Annotated in this window: 17 protein-coding genes and 1 rRNA gene; 11 read left to right on the top strand and 7 right to left on the bottom strand. The window is 37.1% G+C overall.

The window, feature by feature from the left end; translation table 11 throughout:
- Window position 1: 1 nt before the first annotated feature.
- The 3 genes from rsmA to DQN24_RS01990 form a co-directional block, all read right to left on the bottom strand.
- The gene (gene rsmA / locus DQN24_RS02000) at window positions 2–865 is read right to left on the bottom strand and encodes a 16S rRNA (adenine(1518)-N(6)/adenine(1519)-N(6))-dimethyltransferase RsmA (protein WP_005660972.1); all 864 of its coding nucleotides are present in this window, start codon (window positions 863–865) and stop codon (window positions 2–4) included.
- An 83-nt stretch (window positions 866–948) separates the two neighbouring features.
- Window positions 949–2,001, bottom strand: a complete 1,053-nt coding sequence (locus DQN24_RS01995; protein WP_111695320.1) for a glycosyltransferase — start codon at window positions 1,999–2,001, stop codon at window positions 949–951.
- Window positions 2,002–2,031: 30 nt separating this feature from the next.
- On the bottom strand, window positions 2,032–2,868 hold the full coding sequence (locus DQN24_RS01990) for a glycosyltransferase family 25 protein (RefSeq protein ID WP_021034498.1): 837 nt from the start codon (window positions 2,866–2,868) through the stop codon (window positions 2,032–2,034).
- Window positions 2,869–3,002: 134 nt separating this feature from the next.
- Here DQN24_RS01990 and infA point away from each other — a divergent pair, with 134 nt between their 5' ends.
- The 7 genes from infA (at window position 3,003) to tpx (ending at window position 6,271) form a co-directional block, all read left to right on the top strand.
- Window positions 3,003–3,221: a translation initiation factor IF-1 gene (gene infA / locus DQN24_RS01985; RefSeq protein ID WP_005627617.1), complete on the top strand. Its 219-nt coding sequence runs from the start codon at window positions 3,003–3,005 to the stop codon at window positions 3,219–3,221.
- 191 nt (window positions 3,222–3,412) lie between these two features.
- Entirely contained in the window at window positions 3,413–3,790 is a 378-nt protein-coding gene (gene rpsF / locus DQN24_RS01980; RefSeq protein ID WP_005627620.1) for a 30S ribosomal protein S6, read from the top strand.
- Window positions 3,777–4,103, top strand: coding sequence for a primosomal replication protein N (gene priB, locus DQN24_RS01975; RefSeq protein ID WP_041175251.1), 327 nt, complete (start codon window positions 3,777–3,779; stop codon window positions 4,101–4,103). Before rpsF ends, priB begins: the two co-directional genes overlap by 14 nt.
- Window positions 4,104–4,115: 12 nt before the next feature.
- Window positions 4,116–4,343 (top strand): 30S ribosomal protein S18, encoded by a 228-nt coding sequence (gene rpsR, locus DQN24_RS01970; protein ID WP_005598105.1) that lies wholly within the window; start codon window positions 4,116–4,118, stop codon window positions 4,341–4,343.
- 16 nt (window positions 4,344–4,359) lie between these two features.
- Window positions 4,360–4,809 (top strand): 50S ribosomal protein L9, encoded by a 450-nt coding sequence (rplI, locus tag DQN24_RS01965; RefSeq protein ID WP_005660979.1) that lies wholly within the window; start codon window positions 4,360–4,362, stop codon window positions 4,807–4,809.
- Between the two features lie 606 nt (window positions 4,810–5,415).
- Window positions 5,416–5,631, top strand: a complete 216-nt coding sequence (locus tag DQN24_RS01960) for a DUF1440 domain-containing protein (protein WP_021034495.1) — start codon at window positions 5,416–5,418, stop codon at window positions 5,629–5,631.
- A 142-nt stretch (window positions 5,632–5,773) separates the two neighbouring features.
- Window positions 5,774–6,271: a thiol peroxidase gene (gene tpx / locus DQN24_RS01955; protein WP_021034494.1), complete on the top strand. Its 498-nt coding sequence runs from the start codon at window positions 5,774–5,776 to the stop codon at window positions 6,269–6,271.
- 219 nt (window positions 6,272–6,490) lie between these two features.
- Here tpx and dapF read toward each other — a convergent pair whose 3' ends face one another.
- The gene (gene dapF / locus DQN24_RS01950; RefSeq protein ID WP_021034493.1) at window positions 6,491–7,315 is read right to left on the bottom strand and encodes a diaminopimelate epimerase; all 825 of its coding nucleotides are present in this window, start codon (window positions 7,313–7,315) and stop codon (window positions 6,491–6,493) included.
- A 142-nt stretch (window positions 7,316–7,457) separates the two neighbouring features.
- Window positions 7,458–8,081 carry a transcriptional repressor LexA gene (gene lexA, locus DQN24_RS01945; protein WP_005648504.1) on the bottom strand — a complete coding sequence of 208 codons (624 nt, stop codon included), beginning with the start codon at window positions 8,079–8,081 and terminating at the stop codon, window positions 7,458–7,460.
- A gap of 253 nt (window positions 8,082–8,334) precedes the next feature.
- Between lexA and plsB the strand changes: the two genes are divergently transcribed.
- Window positions 8,335–10,767 carry a glycerol-3-phosphate 1-O-acyltransferase PlsB gene (gene plsB, locus DQN24_RS01940; RefSeq protein ID WP_041175250.1) on the top strand — a complete coding sequence of 811 codons (2,433 nt, stop codon included), beginning with the start codon at window positions 8,335–8,337 and terminating at the stop codon, window positions 10,765–10,767.
- Window positions 10,768–10,846: 79 nt separating this feature from the next.
- Here the strand turns inward: plsB and DQN24_RS01935 are convergent, their stop codons facing one another.
- Both DQN24_RS01935 and tusA read right to left on the bottom strand, forming a co-directional pair.
- Complete coding sequence (locus DQN24_RS01935) at window positions 10,847–12,181, bottom strand: NAD(P)/FAD-dependent oxidoreductase (protein ID WP_021034491.1); 1,335 nt, start codon at window positions 12,179–12,181, stop codon at window positions 10,847–10,849.
- 167 nt (window positions 12,182–12,348) lie between these two features.
- Complete coding sequence (tusA, locus tag DQN24_RS01930) at window positions 12,349–12,588, bottom strand: sulfurtransferase TusA (RefSeq protein ID WP_021034490.1); 240 nt, start codon at window positions 12,586–12,588, stop codon at window positions 12,349–12,351.
- Window positions 12,589–12,703: 115 nt separating this feature from the next.
- Between tusA and DQN24_RS01925 the strand changes: the two genes are divergently transcribed.
- The 3 genes from DQN24_RS01925 (at window position 12,704) to DQN24_RS01915 (ending at window position 16,685) form a co-directional block, all read left to right on the top strand.
- Entirely contained in the window at window positions 12,704–13,324 is a 621-nt protein-coding gene (locus DQN24_RS01925; RefSeq protein WP_041175249.1) for a YigZ family protein, read from the top strand.
- Between the two features lie 2 nt (window positions 13,325–13,326).
- Window positions 13,327–14,790 (top strand): TrkH family potassium uptake protein, encoded by a 1,464-nt coding sequence (locus DQN24_RS01920; RefSeq protein WP_021034488.1) that lies wholly within the window; start codon window positions 13,327–13,329, stop codon window positions 14,788–14,790.
- Window positions 14,791–15,146: 356 nt separating this feature from the next.
- Window positions 15,147–16,685, top strand: a 16S ribosomal RNA gene (locus tag DQN24_RS01915).

The following is a 16,685-nucleotide window of genomic DNA, read 5'->3' as shown; positions in this document are numbered from 1 at the left end:
TTTACTCTTCTGAATCTAATATTTCATCGTTATTAACATCTGCTGGTGGATTATCTGCCAGCCAGTTCGCTAAGCGCGCATAATCTGCGATAGCCAAATTTTCTGCACGTGCATTTAAATCAATACCAAGTGCGGTCAGATTTTCAGGTGAAAATAGTGTTGAAAGTGCATTACGCAATGTTTTGCGGCGTTGATTGAACGCTTGGGAGCAAACACGGTTCAACCAATATAAATCTTTTACAGGGTGCGGCAATTCTTTATGCGGAATTAAACGCACAACGGCTGAATCCACTTTCGGTGCTGGTTTGAATGCAGAAGGAGGTACTTCAAGTACAGGCATCACTTGGCAGAAATATTGCGCCATAATGGTTAAGCGACCATAAGCTTTGCTATTTGGCCCTGCGCATAAGCGTTTAACCACTTCTTTTTGCAGCATGAAGTGCATATCTTGAATCACATCATGATACTTAAATAAGTGGAACATTAATGGCGTAGAAATGTTATAAGGCAAGTTACCAAATACACGTAATTTTTGCCCTTTTTCTGCTAAATTCTCTGTTGTATAAAGCTCATCAAAATCAAATTGCATCGCATCTGTTTCAATAACGGTGAGCTTTTGATGTAAAAATGGATGGTGACGTAAACGTTCCGCAAGGTCTCGGTCAAGCTCTACCACAGTCAGATGATCGACAAGTTCACCAACAGGCTCTGTTAATGCGCCAAGTCCCGGACCAATTTCCACTAAGAATTGATTGGGTTGTGGGTAAATCGCCGCCACGATACCTTGAATTACAGAAGTATCATGTAAAAAGTTTTGACCAAAGCGTTTACGCGCCGTATGGCCTAAGTGTTTTTTTGAATTCATAAGTACTATTTAATAAGAAAAGTGCGGTTATTATAGAGCCTGTATTTCTTTTGTAAATTTTAGTGTAACTGTCATGGGTAATATCATTTAGCGATGAGTTCCAGTATAGCTTTAATATGATGACTCAAACTTGGATTATAACGAATACAATCCATTGGATTGAGAATACGGTGTAGCTGTTCAGATGCTTGTTTTACTGATTTTTGAATTGCCTCATCTAAAGTACTTATGTTTTCTCTAGAAAATGTATAGCCAAATTCGTTTTTTAATACTTCTAGGCATCCCATGTTTTCAGAAAAAATAACTGGCGTACCAGATAATATAGATTCTAGTCCAACAAGCCCAAATGGTTCATATTGAGATGCCATAATAGTGAAATCTGCCGCTTGATATAATTCAGGCATATTTTTGCAAAAACCAAGTGAAGAAATTTTAGGATTTTCTTCTACAGGCGTTCCTGCGACCACTAAGCGAATAGGTAACTGAGTTTTTTCAAAATATTTTTTCAAAATATCGAAACCTTTTCGCGTATGGCCAGTAGAAGGGAATAGGTAAATGATTTCATCTTTTTTGAAACCTAACTTTTCTCTGAGCTTTACTCTTTCTTCTTCATTGATTTGTGTGAATTTATCTGTATTAATAGGGGGATAAATCACATCAATTTTGTTTTCAGAGACATGATATAACTCAACGAGTTCTTTTTTCATTAATGCAGAATGAGCGATGACATATTTGGACTGATTTAAGGATTTTTGTTCACCCATGATTTTAAATCGATCTGATATGCTGGGCTTTTTCTTTGATGCTTGTAAATATCCTTTATGATTTCCACCACAAATGACCACGTCAGATAGGGTGTAAGAGGTTGTCAGATAGATTTCTGATGTTTCTTTATATTTATTTGAAAAATAGGAAAGAAACGAGGTTCTCCATTTTTTAGGAACAAAAGAAAGATTAATCTTAATTGGATTAATTAAATTATATTCAGGTAATGCAGTATCAAACTTGGCAGAGTAAATTTTAGGTGTAATGTTTGTTTGAGATAATCCATTAATAATATCAAGAAGATATCTTTCCATTCCTCCGCCATATTGAAATTTTTGGCAAGTTAATGAAATTGTTATTAATTTAGTCATATTTTTACTTTATCAAATTATAATGTTGGATTATCTAAATGGTACTATGTGTTTAGAAATAAATAGCTTTCTGTATATTTTTCTCAATATTTTTTTAGGTTTTCCTGCTAAAGATATTAATACTGTTTTTAGTGTTCTTTTTTTCTTTACACTAAGATATTTTTGTCTTCCCGTTTCTAACTGACTATGTAATTTTATATCCTTTGGATATAGCTGTCCTTCTTGAACACATACACCTGGTGATACCTGGTATGTAAACTGATTAAATATATTAAACATTAATAAATCTATCGCGAGTAGATGGTTGGATGTGAGCGAACAGATATGAGCATTTAGTTGTTTAACTGCTTCTCTAGATATAACATACCCTGCGGCGCCACAATTTTCTGATACTAGTTTTAATATTTTTCTACCTGAATAAGGTTTAATTTTTTTATCTTTACATTTAGAAAAATTTAGGAATGTTTCAAATCTTAAAATAAATTTATCAGTTTGTTTAAAACGTTCTTCTAACCATTCATCTTCAGCTAAAAATTTGTTTGCATTCTCACCTAATAATACATCATCTTCAAAAATGTAAATATAGGGTAGATCTTCGGACAAGCATTTTTGCCATAGCATGTAATGGCTCATAAAACATGCTTTTTCTCCCTCTGTTAACTTTGCATGGAGTAGATTAGGGATAAATTTCTCCATTAACGAAGTTAGTTCTTTCGAAGGCTTTAAAGCATCAAAAAATTCAAAGGGAATGTTTTGCTGAGAGAATTCTTTTTGAATATGCTCTCGTCGTTGGTATGCTGAAGTAAGACTAATAACGTAATTTATATGCATTTGGGGATCATGCTTATTGAGAAAAGACTTCTGCATTATAGAGGTTATTTTTTTCTTTTCAATTTTATTTTAATCTTTCGTCTAACATTAAAAACGGCTATAATCCGCCCGTTTTTCTTAACTTTTCCGCCTAAAGTGCGGATAAAAATCGATTATTTTTAGAGGATACAATGGCGAAAGAAGATTGCATTGAGATGCAAGGCACAATTTTAGAGACTTTACCGAATACTATGTTCCGCGTGGAGTTGGAAAACGGTCACGTGGTTACTGCGCATATTTCTGGAAAAATGCGTAAAAACTATATCCGTATTTTGACTGGGGATAAAGTGACTGTAGAAATGACGCCTTATGATTTAAGTAAAGGACGTATTATTTTCCGCAGCCGTTAATTGCAGAATATGTGAGATAGACCGATATATATCGGTCTTCTTTTTTGCTCAAAAAGAACTCAAACTAGTTGCGGAACGTAAAAAAATCGGTATAATCCGCAACCCTTAGCCACATTGAATTTTTCGTTCCTTGCCTTTGCAGATTGGTGGCTAATCTACGTCAAAGGCTGATTAACCCGTAAGGAGCAGTAATGCGTCACTACGAAATCGTGTTTATGGTTCATCCGGACCAAAGCGAGCAAGTACCAGGTATGATCGAACGTTACACCGGTTCTGTAAAAGAAGCTGGTGGTCAAGTTCATCGCCTAGAAGATTGGGGTCGTCGCCAATTAGCGTACCCAATCAACAAATTACACAAAGCACACTATGTGCTTATGAATGTAGAAGCGCCTCAACAAGTCATCGACGAGCTAGAAACGACTTTCCGTTATAACGATGCTGTATTACGCAGTCTTGTTATCCATACTAAGCACGCCGTAACCGAAGCGTCCCCAATGAAAGCGGCTAAAGAAGAACGTAAACCTTTAGCTGAAGTTGAAAACAACGATTTTGAGGATGCTGAAGAGTAATTTGAAAATTGATAATCGTTTTTCGGTTATGGGAGTCGTTTCTCAGTTACCAAAGCGATTAAAGAGCCCTAGTGGAATTGAGCATTGCAAGTTTTTGTTAGAACATCGTTCTGAACAGATTGAAGGTGGTTTCACACGTCAAGCTTGGTTAAAGATGCCAGTTCAAATTAGTGGTAATCAATTGATAGAAAAAACTCAAAGCATTACGGTCGGTGGTAAAATTTTGGTGGTGGGATTTATTACATCACATAAAACCCAAAGTGGGTTATGCCAATTAGTTTTACATGCCGAGCAAATCGAATTTATAGATTAGGAGACTAGCCAAATGGCACGTTATTTCCGTCGTCGTAAGTTCTGCCGTTTCACAGCGGAAAATGTTGTTGAAATCGATTACAAAGATATCGCTACATTAAAGAACTATATTTCAGAAAGCGGCAAAATTGTACCTAGCCGTATTACCGGTACTCGTGCGAAGTACCAACGTCAATTAGCTCGTGCAATCAAACGCGCTCGCTATTTAGCGTTACTTCCATACACTGACAATCATCAGTAATTAAGGAGACACGGTAATGCAAGTAATTCTTTTAGATAAAATTGCTCACTTAGGTCAAGTGGGCGATCAAGTAAATGTTAAATCAGGTTTTGCACGTAACTTCTTAATCCCACAAGGTAAAGCAGTTATGGCAACTAAAGCTAACATTGAACACTTTGAAGCACGTCGTGCAGAATTAGAAGCGACAGCGGCAGCAAATCTTGCAGCAGCTCAAGCTCGTGCAGCAGAAGTTACTGCATTAGGTTCTGTGACTATCGCATCTAAAGCAGGTGATGAAGGTCGTTTATTCGGCGCAATCACTACTCGTGATGTGGCAGAAGCAGTAACTGCAGCAGGCGTTAAAATTGCGAAAAGTGAAGTTCGTTTACCAAACGGTCCAATCCGTACTCTTGGTGACCACGATGTTCGTTTCCAACTTCACGGTGAAGTATTTGCAACATTAGATGTAATCGTTGTTGCAGAATAATTTGTCAGATAGACAAAATAAAACCCAGTTTAAAACTGGGTTTTTTTATTTTCATCATATATAACAAAATTTAGAATAGGGTAATAAAAATGTATTTTAAGTCTGAATTAATATAGTATTTTAACTACTCTTTGATAATATAACGATGATTATTCATATTACTATTTTGCTCAGTATTTTTGCTAAGTAAGTTCTGAAATGGTATTGAAGATATAAGGTGGGTGGGGACAATAAATGAAATATTAGTAGGTTAAGATCCTTTATTTGTATGTGTAAATTTTCAATATGTTGGTTAAATACTATGATAAGATGGATAAAACTAGCTACTTCTCCACATTTTCTATTGATTAATATTAATTTTGTATTTTTAGATGCAATTGCTGATAAAATCAGAATAATGAATTTCTCTTTTGTTAATAAATTTTAACAAATGTTAAAACCTTATGAGCAGCCGGCTAAAGATAACCCAATTGAAGTATTTTTGTTTGATAATGTGATATAACAGGCGTAAAATCGTATATTTCCATTAACTCGGGAATTTTTATACTTTTAATTAATTTAAGGATACAACAATAAGCTTATTTTCAGAACCATCTAAACGTCGTTATGGCGTTGCAATTTTTGTTGGTATTATTGCAGGTCTTATTTACATTCCCTGCATTAGGTTTAACCCCGCCAGTAGCAGAATGGCCATTATATGAACATATCTCAGAATTAGTTGGTCATATCTTTTGGTTCTGGACAATTGAGGTCATTCGTCGTGATTTGCGTAATCGCATTACTCGCCAACCAGACGTTGATGAAGTAAATCGCAATAGATAATTCTTTTCTAAATTTAAAAAGCCACAATCAAATGATTGTGGTTTTTTATGCCATCATTTTAGATAGCTTTAATTGGTGGACATAATTAGAAAGCGTGGTATAGTTTAAACACTTTTCACTTAATCTAAATAAAGAGGATTTTATGACAGTTACATTAGCAGGAAACCCTATTGAAGTTAGTGGACATTTCCCTCAAGTGGGCGAAATAGTAGAAAACTTTATTTTAGTCGGTAATGATTTAGCCGATGTTGCATTAAACGATTTTGCAGGTAAACGCAAAGTCCTAAATATTTTTCCAAGCATCGACACAGGTGTGTGTGCGACTTCAGTACGTAAATTTAACCAACAAGCAGCAAAATTAAGTAACACCGTTGTGCTTTGTATTTCAGCAGACTTACCCTTTGCTCAAGCTCGTTTTTGTGGAGCTGAAGGGATTGAAAATGCCAAAACAGTTTCGACTTTCCGTAACCATGCATTACACGCACAATTAGGCGTAGATATTCAAACTGGTCCGTTAGCAGGTCTAACTTCTCGTGCGGTTATTGTGTTAGATGAGCAAAATAATGTTTTACACAGCCAGTTAGTTGAAGAAATTAAAGAAGAACCAAACTATGAAGCTGCATTGGTAGTGTTAGCGTAGTAGATAGAAGATTGAAAACAAGAACCGCCGAAAGGCGGTTTTTTTATTATGCTAATAATCTCTTTCTTTGAGTAAAAAATCTAGAGATTGTATGAAAAATGCTTGTTCTGATTACTTAAAGTTATCAAACAGTTCAATAAAAATATATTTAGATACAAAATGTTTACGCTTATTTAAGAAAAACTCCTCATCTTTTTTTAAGATAAATGGGGAAAAATATTAAAGCGTTATAAACCCATCATAAACATGAGTTGCCTCGCCTGTCATATAAAGTGGATGACCAACGCCATTCCATTCAATGATTAATGAACCGCCTGGTAAATCTACTTGGACATTGTTGTTTAATAAGCCTTGCATAATTCCAACTGCAACAGCTGCACAAGCTCCACTTCCACAGGCTTGAGTTTCTCCTGCACCACGTTCATAAACTCTAAGCTTAATATGTTCTTTGTTGATGATTTGCATAAAACCAGCATTGACACGCTCAGGAAAGCGTTCGTGGCTTTCTAGTAAGGGACCAAGTTGTTCAACATTGGCTGTTTGAATATCATCTACTTGTACAACACAATGAGGATTGCCCATTGAAACTGTACCGCATAATACGGTTTGAATATCTGTACGCAGAATATAATTTTTCTCAAATTTATTTGCGGTAAATGGAATTTTTGCAGGTTCCCAAATTGGCTCGCCCATATTCACACGAATTTGATTATCATCTTTTACCGTTAAAATCATATTACCCTTTTGTGTACTAACCGAGATGTCTTTCTTGTTAGTTAATCCTTTTAATGTCACAAAACGAGCAAAACAACGAGCTCCATTTCCGCATTGTGAAACTTCACTTCCATCAGCATTAAAAATTCTATAATGAAAGTCGAGTTCGGGATCGTAAGGAGCTTCAACAATTAAAAGTTGATCAAACCCAATTCCACAATGGCGATTGGCTAAACGTTGAATCGTTTCTGGAGTAAAAAACACATTTTGAGTGACTCCATCAACCACAACAAAATCGTTACCTAATCCGTGCATTTTGGAAAACTGCATTTTTCCATCCTTTGTATAAATTCAAGATTTTTGCATTATAAAGAGCAGCAAAAATCATCGCAAATAAAGAACTCTAGTATAAGCAAAGTGCGGTAAAAATACCGTAAATTTTTACCGCACTTTATTCATTCTTGGTATCAGATTACATCCAAGCGTTATTACGAATAATTCCTACTGCAATACCTTCAATTTCAAAATTTTTTTGTTCTTCAAGATTGACTACTATAGGATCAAATTCTTCATTTTCTGCGTGTAGATAAATGATAGAACCTTTTTTCTCAAGACGTTTTACTGTTACTTCATCTTCAATACGTGCAACCACAATTTGTCCGTTACGTACATCCTTAGTACTATGCACAGCTAATAAATCACCATCTAAGATACCAACATTTTTCATTGATAACCCATAGACTTTAAGTAAGAAGTCGGCTTGTGGTTTAAACATATCTGCATCTACTCGATATGTCGCTTCAATATGTTGCTCTGCAAGAATCGGTTCTCCAGCAGCTACGCGTCCTACAAGCGGTAAACCGTCAAATTCATCATTCGAACTATTGTCTAAAATACGAATACCACGAGATGCGCCGGGAATAATTTCAATTGCACCTTTACGTGAAAGTGCTTTTAAATGTTCTTCTGCGGCATTTGCAGATTTAAAGCCTAATTCACGAGATATTTCTGCCCGTGTTGGTGGCATACCTGTTGTTTCCAAATGGCGTTTTAATAAATCCAACACTTCTTGTTGGCGTGCGGTTAATGGTCTCATATACACTCCTGTTTTTAAATACAGATAACTGGTATTGTATACAGATTATGTAAAGTTGCAACTGTTATTTTTTAAATCTGTGTATTAAGTTACATTTTGTCGCCAAATTTTCTAAATTAGTTGAGATCGGATGTGTTAAAATATTTGAGTTTTTAGATGATAAAAACACCAAAGGGCTAAAAATAGTTCTATTCACAAACTGCTTTTAAACGTCTATAAGATCTACAAACTTATAACAAAGAGAAAATTTATTATGGCAAATTTTATAAATATGTATCGCCAATTATTGAGCTTGCCGCTGTCTGCATTGGTGAAAAATAATCCTATTCCCGCCAATCCAATCGAAGAGCTTTCACTTAATATTCATCAACCTATTGTTTATGTTTTGCCTTATACATCTCAAACTGATTTCGTTATTTTCCGCCGAAATTGCTTAGCGTTAGGCTTGCCCGATCCCGCAGAGAAAAATGAAATTAATGACGTTAAGTTACCACGTTATGTATATTTAGACGAAGGTCGTCGAATTTTTAAATCGAAAGGTGCGAAAGACGAGACCATCACCATTTTTAATAAATACCTTGAATTACACCGCACTTCTGAAAGTTTAGATGTGCAACTTATTCCTGTTTCTGTTCTTTGGGGACGCTCTCCCGGACAAGAAGATAAATCAGATTTGCCCAATTTGCGTTTATTAAATGGTATACAAAAAACATTTGCAGCAATTTGGTTTGGACGTGATACTTTTGTGCGTTTTTCTCAAGCGGTTTCATTACGTTATATGGTAGTTGAACATGGCTCAGATGAAAAAATTGCACAAAAGCTGGCTCGAGTTGCAAAAATGCACTTCGCAAAACAACGTATTTCAGCAACAGGCCCTCGTTTACCAAATCGTCAAGCAATGTTTAATAAACTATTGCAATCAGAAGCAATCCGACGCGCAATTGAAGATGAAGCAAAATCAAAAAATATCAGTATTGAAAAAGCACAAAAAGAAGCACATAAAATTTTAGATGAAATTGCAGCTGATGTCAGCCATTCAAGTTTACGTGCAGTAGATCGTTTTTTACGTTGGCTTTGGAATAAACTTTATTCGGGTATTGATGTGCAAAATGCGGATCGTGTCCGTAAATTAGCGTTAGAAGGTCATGAAATTGTTTATGTGCCTTGCCACCGTAGTCATATCGATTACTTATTGCTTTCTTATGTGCTTTATCATCAAGGTCTTGTTCCGCCACATATTGCGGCAGGGATTAACTTAAATTTCTGGCCTGTAGGTAGAATGTTTCGTAGTTGGGGCGCATTTTTTATTCGCCGCACTTTCAAGGGAAATCGGCTATATTCTGCCATTTTTCGCGAATATTTATCAGAACTATTCCATCGAGGCTATTCCGTTGAATATTTTATCGAGGGCGGTCGTTCTCGTACAGGTCGTTTACTTGCACCAAAAACAGGTATGATGTCTATGACACTTCAAGCATTGCAACATAGTCAAACTCGCCCGATTTCGATTGTTCCTGTTTACGTTGGTTATGAACACGTATTAGAAGTAGACACTTATGCAAAAGAGTTACGTGGTGCAGCGAAAGAAAAAGAAAATGCGGGTTTAGTGCTTCGTGTAATTAAAAAATTACGTAATCTTGGTCAGGGTTTTGTAAATTTTGGCGAGCCAATCACGCTTTCAAACTATTTGAGCCAACATTTCCCTGATTGGAAAGAGCAAAATCACGAAGAAAAACCGCAATGGTTTACACCTGCTGTGAATAATATTTCTAAACAAGTGATGATTAATATTAATAAAGCAGCAGCAGTTAATTCAATGAACCTTGTGGGCACTGCACTACTTTCATCTCGCCAGCGGGCACTTTCGCGTGAGCAACTGCTAGAACAGCTTAGTAGCCATCAACAATTGTTACAAAATGTCCCTTATTCTACGGACGTAGTGTTACCAAATGTGACACCGCAAGCAATGTTAGAACACGTATTAGCTTTAGATCGCATAGGTGTATTAATTGAAAAAGATAATTTTGGCGAAATTGTACGCTTAGAGCGTTCATCTGCTGTACTAATGACTTATTATCGCAATAATATTCAGCATCTATTCGTATTACCATCTTTAGTTGCGAGTATTATTTTGCATTACGAAGCGATCCAAAAAGATTTATTATTAGACGCGATTAGAAAAATTTACCCTTTCTTACAAGGCGAATTGTTCTTACATTTCAATGAAGATGAATTGAATGTACAAATCCATCAAATCATTAATGAATTTGCACGCCAAAGCGTTATTAATTCAAATAATAACTTCTTATCTATTAATAAATCAAAAGTACGAATTTTACAGCTTTGGTCTGCGGGAACGCGGGAAATCTTGCAACGTTATTACATTACTGTCACTATTTTACAAAAACAACCTGCTATTTCTCGAGCTGAACTTGAAAAAGAAAGCCAGCTTGTTGCTCAACGTTTATCCGTATTACACGGCATAAATGCACCAGAATTCTTTGATAAAGCGGTTTTTTCAAGCTTTATTGCAAACTTGAAAGAACAACGTTACTTTGATGAATCTGGTTATGCTGTTCTTGATAAAATAGAAGAGTTAGCTTCAACGCTTTCCCATTTGATTTCAACAGAAATTTGCTTAACTGTGAAAGGAACAATTGAAAAAGCTGAGGATCATTCTTCATAAAAAATATTGAGGGCATCATTGATGCCCTTTCTTTTATATAAATGATTTAGATGGCATTTAACGAGAAAATTATACTTAATCAATGCAATTTTAATCTTGGTTTTAAATAACGATTTAATTTATCAACGAGAATAATCAAACCAATTTTAATACAACCGTGCAAAGCGTGTTGGTGCATTCGATACAAAGAAACATAAGCAAACTGAGCAAATTTACCTTGAACGGTAAGTGGATTTTTACCAAACTTATTGGTTAGACTACCAAGTGCGGTAAAATCTGACAGCGAAACTAAAGTACCTTTGTCGTTATATTTAAAAGATTTCAGTGGTTTATTTTCAAATAATGCAAAAATATTTTTTGCACAAGCCTTTGCCATTTGATGTGCAGCTTGCGCTCTTGGCGGAACCAATTTACCATTTGATTGTATTAATGCAGCACAATCACCAATTGCAAAAATACTATCATCAACAGTAGTTTGAAGTGTATCTTTAACCACTAATTGATTGATACGATTAATTTCCAATCCATCAAATTGCTGCGTTACTGTTGAAACGCGAACCCCAGCCGCCCAAACAATAAGATCAGCCTTAATTTCCCCACCATCTTTGGTAATAAGTGTATTTGGCTGAGCTTCAGTGATCATTGTGTTTAATTGAACATTGGTGCCCATTTCTTTTAATTCATCTAGCACTGCAGCAGATAAATTTTCAGGTAATGCTGGCAATAAACGTGTTCCCGCTTCGACTAAAGTAACTTGTAAGCAAGAGCTATCAATTTTACCATAACCGTAAGAAGACAAATCTTCAGCGGCATGATAAAGTTCTGCAGTTAATTCCACACCAGTTGCTCCACCTCCCACAATAGCAATATTTACTTTATTTTCGTCTACTAATTTTTGTTTAAACTCTTCTTCGCCAATATCATCTAACGCGCGGTTTTCTGAAAATTTTAAAAATAATTCCAACAGTTTATGTTGAAAACGTAAAGCCTGTTTTGAACTATCTAAAAAAATACAATTATCTGCCACACCTTTTGTATTGAAATCATTAGATTTACTTCCAATGGCAATCACTAAATAATCGTAAGGAATTCGACGAGCAATGACAAGCATATCGCCCTCTTGCCCATAAACAGGTGCAAGTTCAACATATTTTTGTTCGCGATTAATACGTATAATTAAACCTTGCTCAAAACTGAAAAAATGATTTTTACCGTGCGCACGATAACTTAAAGAATCAACGCCATCATCCATTACACCAGTTGCAATTTCATGCAATAAGGGTTTCCATAAATGGGTGGCATTGCGATCAACCAGCGTTACTTTAGCTTGTTTTTGACGACCTAATTTATTACCCAAAAATGTCGCTAATTCAACACCGCCAGCACCCCCACCAACGATCACGACGTTTTTCATAAAGCTCTCCTAAAAGTTTAAAGTGTTAAAAATGTTACATTAATGTAATGATAACATAACAACGAAACAGGGCGGAAAACTTTCATAAAAATAACCGCACTTATATATCAAAGTGCTCTACCTCTTAAAGTTAGACCAAATAATCAATTAATCAAGGTGTAAATTTTTTATTTTCCTTTCTTTACCCAATATTTGAACGGTGGTTTTTCCACTTCACTTTGCAGTAAGGTGTGATCCATAAATTGACAGAAACTTGGAATATCTCTTGTTGTTGCAGGATCATCAGCAATAACCAAAAGTATTTCTCCATCGTTAAGATGACGAATATTTTTACGAACAAGCATGACAGGTTCTGGGCAACGTAATCCTAAAGCATCTAGGATTTGTGTGACGGAAATTTCAGACATATTCTTTTTTCTTTTGAAAAACAGAGCTATATCATACCGCGCTTACGGCAAAATTTCGACAAATCCCAGTCATCAGTGATAGACTAGTGCCATTGAAATTACCTTGAAAAAAGAAATGGCGGAATACCTCGTTCCTAAAAGTGCGGTTGTTTTTGAAGAAGAAATTAAAAAAAGCCGTTTTATTACTTATTTACAGCACACCGAAGGTTTAGAAGATGCAAGAGCTTTTTGGGCAAAGATTAAACAAGAACATCAAAATGCTCGGCATCATTGTTGGGCTGCCGTAGCAAGCAAGCCATCAGATTCTCTACAATTTGGTTTTTCTGATGATGGCGAACCTGCTGGAACGGCAGGAAAGCCAATGTTGAGTGCATTGCAAGGTAGTCAATTAGGTGAAATCAGTGCTGTGGTGGTTCGCTATTATGGCGGTATTTTGCTTGGAACGGGCGGATTGGTTCGTGCTTACGGTAATGGCGTTCAACAAGCGTTAAAGCTGATTGAAAGCGAAATTAAAGTTGAACGAACCCTTTTTAAACTTAATTGTGACTATGGGCAGCTAAATTTAGTCCAACAACTTTGTGAAAAATATCAGGTTGAGATTTTATCTCAAGATTTTCAGGTAAATATTCATTTGATTTTAGGTATTAGTGAAAAAACAATAGAGGCGTTTTCTTCAGAATTAACGGAAAAGTCTTCAGGTAGATTAGTTATTCAACTTTTAGAGATAGGCGAATAGTTGTGCGTATTTTATCGATTATCCGAATTATTGGTATTCTTGTGATGTGTTTTTCAGGTACGATGCTAGTTCCTGCATTTGTTGCTCTGATTTATGGCGATGGGGGCGGTAAGGCATTTATGCAGGCTTTTGTGTTGAGTTTGACGGCAGGCACATTGCTTTGGTGGCCATGCCATCATCATAAGCAAGAATTACGATCTCGTGATGGTTTTTTGATCGTTGTGGCTTTTTGGTTAGTTTTAGGAAGCTTGGCAACATTGCCTCTTTTATTGTTCGATTCACCACATTTAACTATTGCTTCAGCCGTATTTGAAGCATTTTCTGGCTTAACTACTACTGGTGCAACGGTAATGACGGGGCTGGATAATTTACCTAAATCTATTTTGTTTTATCGTCAGTTTTTACAATGGTTAGGTGGTATGGGGATTATCGTATTGGCTGTGGCGATAATTCCGCTGTTGGGAATTGGTGGGACACAATTATATCGAGCAGAATCTTCAGGCCCTCTTAAAGATCAAAAATCTTTGCCTAAAATTTCAGAAGTGGCGAAAGCTCTATGGATTATTTACGCTTCATTAACTGTTCTTTGTGCCATTGCATATTGGCTGTCAGGAATGAATCTTTTTGATGCCATTGGGCATAGTTTTTCAACAATTTCAAATGGAGGATTTTCAACGCACGATGCAAGTATCGGCTATTTTAATCAAGCTTCCATTTATTGGGTTACAACAATTTTTATGCTGATTGGCGGTGTTAATTTTAGTTTACATATTTCTGCTTTTCTTGCATTAGGTAAAAGAAATATTTGGCGAAATTATTGGAAAGATCCCGAATTTCGTTTTTTTCTAACAATGCAAATTATTTTTATCGGTATTGTATCTCTATCTTTATATAGTTACGGTTTAGTTTCAGATATGAACGAGGCAGTAACAAAAGGTGCATTACAATTAACATCAATGTCAATGACTGCTGGTTATACGATTTTTGATATTGATAATCTTCCGCCTTTTATTGGACTTTTACTGGTAATTTCTGCGGTAATTGGTGGTTGTGGCGGTTCAACAACTGGGGGATTAAAAGCGATACGGACACTTATATTGTGGAAACAAATCGATCGAGAACTGCATAGTTTAATCCATCCAAATTTAGTACAGCCAATTCGAATAGGTAAAAATCGTCTAGCACCAAGAATGATAGAAAGTATTTGGGCATTTTTCATTATTTTTATACTGGTTTATTGGGGATGTGTTTTTGCTGTTATTCTTTGTGGAATGAATGTTTTTGATGCGATGGGGGCGGTATTCGCTACATTAACGAATGCAGGACCGGGACTTGGCTTTATTCACGAAAGTTTTATTGATGTTCCAGAAAGTGCTAAATTAGTCTTTAGTTTTGCTATGATCTGTGGACGTTTAGAAATGTTTTCATTAATCGTGCTGTTTATTCCAAGCTATTGGAAAAAATAATAATTGGAAAATTATTGTATTTTTGACCGCACTTTTTAATGAAATGTTTATATTTCCATCAAAAGATCATTTTTTTAAATATTTTTACAAAAAGTACTTGCAAGGGATTTGAAAATCCCTATAATGCACCGCACACAACGACGCACTGTTGTGAAGTTTTTAAGTTTCCAAGTGCGTCGTTCTTTTTTGCTCTTTAACAATATATCAGACAATCTGTGTGGGCACTTGTTGATTGACTTGTTTTAAAAATATTTTTTAATTTTGAAGTCTTAATAGGTGCTTAACTGAAAATTCATAATTACTTTTTTAAGTAGTGTTTTATTTATAGCTAAGTAGTTTATTGAGCGATTGAACTTGAATTGAAGAGTTTGATCATGGCTCAGATTGAACGCTGGCGGCAGGCTTAACACATGCAAGTCGAACGGTAGCAGGAGGAAGCTTGCTTTCTTGCTGACGAGTGGCGGACGGGTGAGTAATGCTTGGGAATCTGGCTTATGGAGGGGGATAACGACGGGAAACTGTCGCTAATACCGCGTAGTGTCGAGAGACGAAAGGGTGGGACTTTTAGCCACCTGCCATAGGATGAGCCCAAGTGGGATTAGGTAGTTGGTGGGGTAAAGGCTCACCAAGCCTGCGATCTCTAGCTGGTCTGAGAGGATGACCAGCCACACTGGAACTGAGACACGGTCCAGACTCCTACGGGAGGCAGCAGTGGGGAATATTGCGCAATGGGGGGAACCCTGACGCAGCCATGCCGCGTGAATGAAGAAGGCCTTCGGGTTGTAAAGTTCTTTCGGTATTGAGGAAGGTTGATGTGTTAATAGTACATCAAATTGACGTTAAATACAGAAGAAGCACCGGCTAACTCCGTGCCAGCAGCCGCGGTAATACGGAGGGTGCGAGCGTTAATCGGAATAACTGGGCGTAAAGGGCACGCAGGCGGTTATTTAAGTGAGGTGTGAAAGCCCCGGGCTTAACCTGGGAATTGCATTTCAGACTGGGTAACTAGAGTACTTTAGGGAGGGGTAGAATTCCACGTGTAGCGGTGAAATGCGTAGAGATGTGGAGGAATACCGAAGGCGAAGGCAGCCCCTTGGGAATGTACTGACGCTCATGTGCGAAAGCGTGGGGAGCAAACAGGATTAGATACCCTGGTAGTCCACGCTGTAAACGCTGTCGATTTGGGGGTTGGGGTTTAACTCTGGCGCCCGTAGCTAACGTGATAAATCGACCGCCTGGGGAGTACGGCCGCAAGGTTAAAACTCAAATGAATTGACGGGGGCCCGCACAAGCGGTGGAGCATGTGGTTTAATTCGATGCAACGCGAAGAACCTTACCTACTCTTGACATCCTAAGAAGTTTGCAGAGATGCGAATGTGCCTTCGGGAACTTAGAGACAGGTGCTGCATGGCTGTCGTCAGCTCGTGTTGTGAAATGTTGGGTTAAGTCCCGCAACGAGCGCAACCCTTATCCTTTGTTGCCAGCGATACGGTCGGGAACTCAAAGGAGACTGCCAGTGATAAACTGGAGGAAGGTGGGGATGACGTCAAGTCATCATGGCCCTTACGAGTAGGGCTACACACGTGCTACAATGGCGTATACAGAGGGAAGCGAAGCTGCGAGGTGGAGCGAATCTCATAAAGTACGTCTAAGTCCGGATTGGAGTCTGCAACTCGACTCCATGAAGTCGGAATCGCTAGTAATCGCGAATCAGAATGTCGCGGTGAATACGTTCCCGGGCCTTGTACACACCGCCCGTCACACCATGGGAGTGGGTTGTACCAGAAGTAGATAGCTTAACCTTTAGGAGGGCGTTTACCACGGTATGATTCATGACTGGGGTGAAGTCGTAACAAGGTAACCGTAGGGGAACCTGCGGTTGGATCACCTCCTTA

Source organism: Haemophilus influenzae, assembly GCF_900475755.1.
Taxonomy (GTDB): Bacteria; Pseudomonadota; Gammaproteobacteria; order Enterobacterales; family Pasteurellaceae; genus Haemophilus; species Haemophilus influenzae_D.
The sequence above is the reverse complement of the archived record's forward strand: the minus strand, read 5'-3'. Positions and strand labels throughout refer to the sequence as shown.

What these genes read in the sequence shown, in the direction of transcription:
- tpx (WP_021034494.1), top strand. Translation starts at nt 5,774, where the DNA reads ATGACAGTTACATTAGCAGGAAACCCTATTGAAGTTAGTGGACATTTC.
- rpsR (WP_005598105.1), top strand. Translation starts at nt 4,116, where the DNA reads ATGGCACGTTATTTCCGTCGTCGTAAGTTCTGCCGTTTCACAGCGGAA.
- infA (WP_005627617.1), top strand. Translation starts at nt 3,003, where the DNA reads ATGGCGAAAGAAGATTGCATTGAGATGCAAGGCACAATTTTAGAGACT.
- plsB (WP_041175250.1), top strand. Translation starts at nt 8,335, where the DNA reads ATGGCAAATTTTATAAATATGTATCGCCAATTATTGAGCTTGCCGCTG.
- dapF (WP_021034493.1), bottom strand. Translation starts at nt 7,315, where the DNA reads ATGCAGTTTTCCAAAATGCACGGATTAGGTAACGATTTTGTTGTGGTT.
- rpsF (WP_005627620.1), top strand. Translation starts at nt 3,413, where the DNA reads ATGCGTCACTACGAAATCGTGTTTATGGTTCATCCGGACCAAAGCGAG.
- rsmA (WP_005660972.1), bottom strand. Translation starts at nt 865, where the DNA reads ATGAATTCAAAAAAACACTTAGGCCATACGGCGCGTAAACGCTTTGGT.
- rplI (WP_005660979.1), top strand. Translation starts at nt 4,360, where the DNA reads ATGCAAGTAATTCTTTTAGATAAAATTGCTCACTTAGGTCAAGTGGGC.
- DQN24_RS01995 (WP_111695320.1), bottom strand. Translation starts at nt 2,001, where the DNA reads ATGACTAAATTAATAACAATTTCATTAACTTGCCAAAAATTTCAATAT.
- priB (WP_041175251.1), top strand. Translation starts at nt 3,777, where the DNA reads ATGCTGAAGAGTAATTTGAAAATTGATAATCGTTTTTCGGTTATGGGA.
- DQN24_RS01990 (WP_021034498.1), bottom strand. Translation starts at nt 2,868, where the DNA reads ATGCAGAAGTCTTTTCTCAATAAGCATGATCCCCAAATGCATATAAAT.
- DQN24_RS01960 (WP_021034495.1), top strand. Translation starts at nt 5,416, where the DNA reads ATGGCGTTGCAATTTTTGTTGGTATTATTGCAGGTCTTATTTACATTC.
- DQN24_RS01935 (WP_021034491.1), bottom strand. Translation starts at nt 12,181, where the DNA reads ATGAAAAACGTCGTGATCGTTGGTGGGGGTGCTGGCGGTGTTGAATTA.
- tusA (WP_021034490.1), bottom strand. Translation starts at nt 12,588, where the DNA reads ATGTCTGAAATTTCCGTCACACAAATCCTAGATGCTTTAGGATTACGT.
- lexA (WP_005648504.1), bottom strand. Translation starts at nt 8,081, where the DNA reads ATGAGACCATTAACCGCACGCCAACAAGAAGTGTTGGATTTATTAAAA.
- DQN24_RS01925 (WP_041175249.1), top strand. Translation starts at nt 12,704, where the DNA reads ATGGCGGAATACCTCGTTCCTAAAAGTGCGGTTGTTTTTGAAGAAGAA.